Origin of the sequence: Streptomyces sp. NPDC000229 (genome assembly GCF_040300825.1) — a bacterium.
Taxonomy (GTDB): Bacteria; Actinomycetota; Actinomycetes; order Streptomycetales; family Streptomycetaceae; genus Streptomyces.
Genome location: NZ_JBEPEL010000167.1, coordinates 1 through 1,523, shown reverse-complemented (window position 1 = coordinate 1,523; position 1,523 = coordinate 1). Strand labels below are relative to the sequence as shown.

At 76.1% G+C, this 1,523-nt stretch carries 2 protein-coding genes; both read left to right on the top strand.

Going from position 1 to position 1,523, the window contains the following annotated elements; translation table 11 throughout:
- The first annotated feature begins 155 nt into the window (after positions 1-155).
- Positions 156-1,115 (top strand): phosphotransferase family protein, encoded by a 960-nt coding sequence (locus ABT360_RS35285; RefSeq protein ID WP_351825843.1) that lies wholly within the window; start codon positions 156-158, stop codon positions 1,113-1,115.
- 40 nt (positions 1,116-1,155) lie between these two features.
- Positions 1,156-1,416 carry a TFIIB-type zinc ribbon-containing protein gene (locus tag ABT360_RS35280; protein WP_351825841.1) on the top strand — a complete coding sequence of 87 codons (261 nt, stop codon included), beginning with the start codon at positions 1,156-1,158 and terminating at the stop codon, positions 1,414-1,416.
- Positions 1,417-1,523 lie beyond the last annotated feature (107 nt).

The following is a 1,523-nucleotide window of genomic DNA, read 5'->3' as shown; positions in this document are numbered from 1 at the left end:
ACGATCGGCGGCGAGATACGGCCACGAGACCGGCTCGGTGCCCCGCCGACGGCGAGGAGGTGAGCCCGGAGGGGCCCCGACCCTGGCCCACCGGCCGCAACCGCCCCGGCCAGGCGAACCGCCCCGGCCAGGCGCCGCACCCGTAGAGTCGGGGCGTGCAGAAGGAGAGGGAACCGCTTGTGCAGGAGCTCGGGGTCATCGCCCGGCGGGCCGCGCACGCCGAAGTGCCCTGCCGTGCCTGCGGCGACCCCGGCACCGTACTGGCCGACCGCCCCGACGGCACCGTCGTCCGGCATGGCCGGGCCGTCGCCAAGGCGCACGCCCCGGACACCGAGACCGCCGCCCACCGCGCCCGCCTCGCCGTCGCCGCCCACCCGCGTCTCGCCGGCGTCCTCCTGCCGCCGCTGTCGGCCGAGGCATCGGAGCTGCGCGGGCGGCCCGTCAGCGCCTGGCCCTACGGGAGCCCCGTCGACCCCGACGACCCGGACGCCGCCCCCTGGGAGGAGGCCGCCGCCCTGCTCGCCCGCCTCCACTCCGTGCCGCCCGCCGAGCTGCCCGCCCTGCCGCCCATGCGCGGGCCCGCCAAGGCGGCACGGGCCGTGGCGCGCATGACGGCGGCCCGTCCGCACCCGGCGGCGGAGCCGGTGCTGGCCGCGTGGATGCGGCTGCCCGCCTGGGCCCGCGACGAGGCGCCCTGGCCCGGCGAGGCCAGGGTCTGTCACGGCGACCTCCACCTCGGCCAGCTGGTCCGCCACCCCGCCGCCACCGGCCCCTGGCTGCTCATCGACGTCGACGACCTGGGCCTCGGGGACCCCGCCTGGGACCTCGCCCGGCCCGCCGCCTGGTACGCGGCCGGCCTGCTGGCGCCCGCCGTGTGGGACCGGTTCCTCGGCGCCTACCGGGCGGCGGGCGGACCGGCCGTACCCGCGGACGGCGACCCCTGGGCCCGCCTCGACGTGCCGGCCCGCGCCCTGACCGTCCAGACGGCCGCCCTCGCCATCGCCAAGAGCACTGCCGAGGAGCGGGAGTTGGACGAGGTCGAGGTGAGTGTCGTGGAAGCTTGTACCAGAATCGCGACACTCCCACCCGAGTTGGACGCCGCATCCCCGTCGTAGGGTGAGGACACCATCCGAACGGCGAGGAGTTGAGCCGAGCATGCAGTGTCCCAAGTGCCATGCCCCCATGCACACCTACAACCGCAATGGCGTCCAGATCGAGCAGTGCAGCGGCTGCCGGGGGATCTTCCTGGACTTCGGTGAGCTGGAGGCCCTGACGCGCCTGGAGTCGCAGTGGGTCCAGCAGGCCCCGCCCCCGCCGCCGGCCGCCCACGCACCCGCCTGGGGCGCCCCGCACCACGGTCACCAGGGTCACCACGGCCACCGCCGCAGCTTCGGACGGATGCTCTTCTCGTCCTGACCGGGTACGACGGAAGCCCCGGCCGCGAGAGGCGGCCGGGGCTCCGGACGGTGTGGACGATACTGGGATTGAACCAGTGACCTCTTCCGTGTCAGGGAAGCGCTCTC